This is a genomic window from Bacillus sp. JJ664, assembly GCF_036962205.1.
In the GTDB taxonomy this organism is placed as follows: domain Bacteria; phylum Bacillota; class Bacilli; order Bacillales; family Bacillaceae_G; genus Gottfriedia.
In genome coordinates this window covers 1,885-6,912 of sequence record NZ_JBALMS010000018.1, presented here as the reverse complement: position 1 = coordinate 6,912, position 5,028 = coordinate 1,885, and the positions used below count along the sequence as shown (strand labels likewise).

The 5,028-nt window shown below is 35.3% G+C and carries 4 protein-coding genes; all 4 read left to right on the top strand.

Going from position 1 to position 5,028, the window contains the following annotated elements; all coding sequences use genetic code 11:
• Nucleotides 1-264: 264 nt before the first annotated feature.
• On the top strand, nucleotides 265-3,513 hold the full coding sequence (locus tag V7056_RS02725; protein WP_499699052.1) for an Ig-like domain-containing protein: 3,249 nt from the start codon (nucleotides 265-267) through the stop codon (nucleotides 3,511-3,513).
• 56 nt (nucleotides 3,514-3,569) lie between these two features.
• Complete coding sequence (locus V7056_RS02720) at nucleotides 3,570-3,689, top strand: Ig-like domain-containing protein (RefSeq protein ID WP_499699050.1); 120 nt, start codon at nucleotides 3,570-3,572, stop codon at nucleotides 3,687-3,689.
• Between the two features lie 28 nt (nucleotides 3,690-3,717).
• Nucleotides 3,718-4,011, top strand: a complete 294-nt coding sequence (locus V7056_RS02715) for an Ig-like domain-containing protein (protein WP_499699049.1) — start codon at nucleotides 3,718-3,720, stop codon at nucleotides 4,009-4,011.
• A gap of 117 nt (nucleotides 4,012-4,128) precedes the next feature.
• Nucleotides 4,129-5,028 (top strand): LysR family transcriptional regulator (locus tag V7056_RS02710; RefSeq protein WP_499699047.1); only part of this gene is annotated, 900 nt, incomplete at its 3' end.

Here is a 5,028-nt window from a genome sequence, read left to right as displayed (position 1 = left end):
CGAGAATGTCATTTACTAAAAAAATATATCACCATATAATAACCTTAACATTTTGAATAGTATAAATTTTTCTGTTTTTATTAATGGTTTAATTCCACTATCCTAAAATGAAATTTATGTTAGAGGTGATGCATTAGAAAACATTAGATTATCTGAAAAATAGAAACAAACAGCAGCAAATACTAAGTTAATGATTCGTTCTGTTGATATTATTAGCCTGTTTGTACAGGGTGATCAATATAAAAAAAATATGGAGGTTAACAAATGAGAACAAAGATGACAAAACGAATTACATCATTAACACTCGTCATAACTTTATTTATGTCTCTATTCAGTAGTTTGGTTTTTGCCTCAACTGAAAAGTCAGTTGGAGCAACTAATAGCCCACCAACGAAGGAAATTGTAAAACTTATTCCAAGTGAATCAACAGCCTCGCTCTCTCTTTCTCAAGGTCACCAGGATTTAAAGGTTGAAGCAGAATATAAGGATGGTAGTAAAACAGATGTTACAGCGTTAGGAAAATGGACATCACTGGATGAAAAAGTTGTAACTGTTGAAACTGGAAGACTAACAGCAGTAAATGTTGGGTCTACAAATGTACAATTCAGTCTTGGTAATGCAGTTTTAAATGTAGAAGTAAATGTTACAAAAAGTGCACAAGTTTTAAGTCAATTGACAAATCCTTCAGAAAGTAAAAAAATTGTATCGATTGTTTTAGAGGCGAATCAAGTTACATACTTAGATGAAGGGAAAGAGCGCCCTATTTCTTTGAAAGCTCTTTATAGTGATGGCTCGATGGAAGACGTAACGAAATTAGCTAAATGGGAATCAAGAGATACTTCAATTGCATTGGTTGAAAAAGGTGTATTAAAAGGAATTTCACCAGGTAATGTTTCAATGAAAGTAACTTATGCAAATTTTCCGCAAATAAATTTCTTTGCTTCGATAAGAGATATTCCTGAAAATGTAACGGCGCTGTACATGTCGGCTGACATGTTGAGGTTAGAAACCTCTGATAAGTCGGTTCAAGTAAGTGCCATTGCAAAGAACCCCTGGGAGGGGAATAAAGAGGTTACTTCTTTAGGAAGTTGGACAACGACAGATCGAAATGTAGCTACGGTAAGTAAAGATGGTCAAATAACCCCAGTTGGAATCGGCCAAGCATATATTTATTTTAAATATGATAAGTTGGTTGGTGCTGTACTTGTTAATGTTGTTAAGCCTACAAAGCTTATAACTGATGAACCTACAGTTGAACTAATGCCAGGACAAAATTGGCCTGTTAATTTAACCGAAGTATTCACTAATGGAATATCAGAAGGTGGTATGACTTTAGTTGAAAATGTAAATCCAAATGATGTCAAATGGACAGTCGAAGATAACAGCATTGCAACGGTTACTGATTCAGGATATATCATTGGAGGTAAGACAGGTAAAACGTTTGTGACAGCTTCCTATCGTTCGGATGTTCTTCCTCCGGTTAAAATCGAGGTTACTGTCACCAATAAGCTTACAACTCCTAGAGTTATTGGTTTGACAGCTTCTCAACCAAACCTCTCTTTAGGAATAGGTGAAGAAACGCCTATTAAAATAAATGCGATTTATAGTGATGGGAGTACTGAGGATGTAACAGGTTCCGTTGAATTGTACTCCGACAATTTCCATGTAGCTTCAGTTTCCCGAAAATATGGTGGTGAATCAAAAGTTATTGGTCAATTAAGTGGCACAACTGTCTTGCATGCTATCTATAATGATTTTCGTTACTTTGTAGATATCCCGGTGGCAGTCACGGATAAAGACGGTCAGAAGCAGGCTCCAAACCCTGAATCAATTTCTGTTACACCAGATATGAAAAATATGGTAGTAAATCAACAGCAGCAATTAGAGGTAAAAACGACCTATTCAGACAGATCAAATTCGACTTCATATGCGGTATATAAATCATCTAATCCTGATGTTGTTAAAGTAAATAAGGATGGCCTGCTTACAGCTGTAGGCACTGGTACAACAATTATTACCGTAGATAGCTCTGGATACTCAAAGCAGGTTTCAATTGTCGTTTCAAATGAACCTTCAAAAGATTTTGCAAATAAAATTGTTGATCTTATTCCTAGTGAAAATGATATTACCTTTAGTTTATCTGAGCACACGCATTCGTTCTCTGTAAAAGCAAAATATAAGGATGGTTCAACATCTGACGTTACATCAGACTCAAGATTCACAACATTAGACCCGGACATAGTTACAGTTAAGAATGGGGTCCTTACAGCAGTAGCAGCAGGAACAACTCAGGTACTTATCGATTACGGAACAAGCACAAAAATCTTGAATGTTTCAATTCTTTCTGGGAATGATGCGTCAATAAAAGATTTAAAAATTGAGTCCTTGCTTGCTTCCTCATTGGATATTGTTGTTCAAAAAGATAAGCTATATCCAGTACATGTTTTTGCTCAATACAATGACGGAACTCAAAGAGAAATAACGAAGTCAATTCAATGGACAACAGAGGATCCTACAGTTGTAAGTGTTAACGACGGGAAATTTATTGGAATGAATACTGGAAAAACGACGGTTAGTGCAACAATTGCAGGTTTCTCTTCTATTAAAATTCCAGTAAAAGTACAAGATCAAGCTGGACCAGTAAATTTAGTAGGAATTGTTGGCGCGGGGATGATAATACAGCCTGAAGCAGGAAATATAGTAGAAGCGATAACTAATATTAGCAATGGGATGATATTACACCCTGAAGAAGGAACTATTGATGCGAACGCGTTTGCTGAATATACAGATCAGAATATCGTTCAGGTTGATACAGAAGGGAAATGGGAATCTTCCGACGAAAGTGTAGCAACTGTTGACCAGAACGGAGTCATTACATGGGTCGGCGTTGGTGAAGCATACATCTGGTTCAATTATTATGGTTTGAGAGATGCTATTTGGGTAAGAAACACTAAACCTGTAGATTTATATTGGGCTGAAAACAATAAATGGACAACTAGCAATGTAATGTTAGAACCTAATAAGTCCACTGACATCTCAATTAATGGCTTCTTTGGTCATCATGGCAGAGATGGAAATTGTGATTGTTATAATCTTAATAGCAAAGCAAAATTTACGGTGGCGGACGAATCGGTTGCAACGATTTCTGCTGATGGACATATCATCGCTCACTCTCTAGGAAAAACGACAATAACTGCTACTATTTTTGGAATGTCAAAGACAATTGATGTTGAAGTTGTAGCAAAGTATCCTACATTTACTAGAGGTATAAGTTCCTCGCCTGGTTATATCGTAAATTCAGCAGGTTCAAAAAATGATATAGTCATTAATGCTATGTCAAGCGATGGAACGATAAAAGACGTTACAGCTGATGTAAAATGGTTTAGTTCCAATCCGGAAGTAGTGGAAGTGACCGCTGATCATAAGATCCAAACGAAGTCTGAAGGAGCCGCTGTAATCATTGCGGAATATGATGGTTCTAAAATAATTATACCTGTTATCGTTAAACCATAAAGATTATAAATAATTGATGAGTAGATAATCAGCCTGAGGCAGGTGCTCCTGTAGATGTGAACGCTTATGCGGAAAATACAGATCATAATATAACTCAGGTTGATTTAGAAGGTAAGTGGGAATCTTCCGATGAGAGCGTAGCAACTGTTGATCAGAACGGGTCGTTACATGGGTAGAGCATACATCTATTTCAATTATGGAGGTTTGAGAGATTCTGTTTGGATAAGAAATGTTAAGCCTAATCTTTTATTTTCAAATTCTCCAAATGTAATGTTAGAACCTAATAAATCAAAGGATGTAGCTATATATGCTTTATTTGGTTTTGTACCACGAATTGGCGTTAACCTTTTTGAGGTTACTAACCAAGTAAAATGGACAGTTTCGGACGAATCAGTTGCAACGATTTCAGCAGATGGACATATTATCGCACACGCTATTGGAAAAACAACGATAACTGCTACTTTTTATGGTGTATCAACGACTATTAATGTTGTCTGATTAACTTTCAGCAATAATTTAGAGATGATCTTGTCTTATTGTAGTTGTTAGGTTAAAAGAGTTGATATTGTACGGTTCCATATACAGATCATGAATATTTCAAAGTTGGTGAAAAACATGGAATTGAAACAGTTGGAATATTTTATGGCTCTTTGCGAGGAAATGCATTTTACTAGGACTGCAGAAAAGTTGGGAATCGGACAACCTAACTTAAGCTATCAAATAAAAGCTTTAGAGGATGAATTAGGTGTTCCTCTGTTTGATCGAATAGGTAAAAAAAATGCACTTACTCAAGCCGGTAAAATTTTATTCGAGCATTCCACTATAGTTTTCGAAACTATTAAGAGTGCAAATAATCAAATTCAGGATCTTCAAAAAATGCATAGAGGGAAATTAGTTATAGGTGCCCTTTCAGGTGATCTTAGTCATATTGCATCCACTGTACTATTAGAGTTTCATACTATGTATCCACATATTAAATTACAATTTTACTCTTTAGATGAAGTACTAGAAAAAGTAAAACAAAATGAATTAGACTTAGCTTTGACGATCATGCCAACACCAGATGAAAGGTTTAATCAAATATCTTTATATGAAGAAGAATTTTTTTTAGTAGTACGATCAGACCATCCTTTTTCCAAACTAAACGAAATTGATTTAAACGATATTCAAAGCACACCCCTTATCTTAAATCCTAAAGGTCACTCTATTAGACAATTGTTTGATGAGATATGTAGTTTTCATGGAATTGAGCTCTACTCTACTATTGAAACTACGGATACTAAGGCAATTATTAGGTACGTTATAGAAGGGAAAGGTGCAACCATTCTTTCGGGCACTCTATTTAATCTTGAAAATAATGGAATATTGAAAGCTATTAGGATTAAAAATCCATCTATTTTTAAAGAAGTCATCATTGTCCATCATAAGCAAAAACATATAGGTACAGTAGCAAAAGGCTTTATTGATTTATTAATAGAGAATGTAAAAATGAATCGCTATAATATGGATGTACGG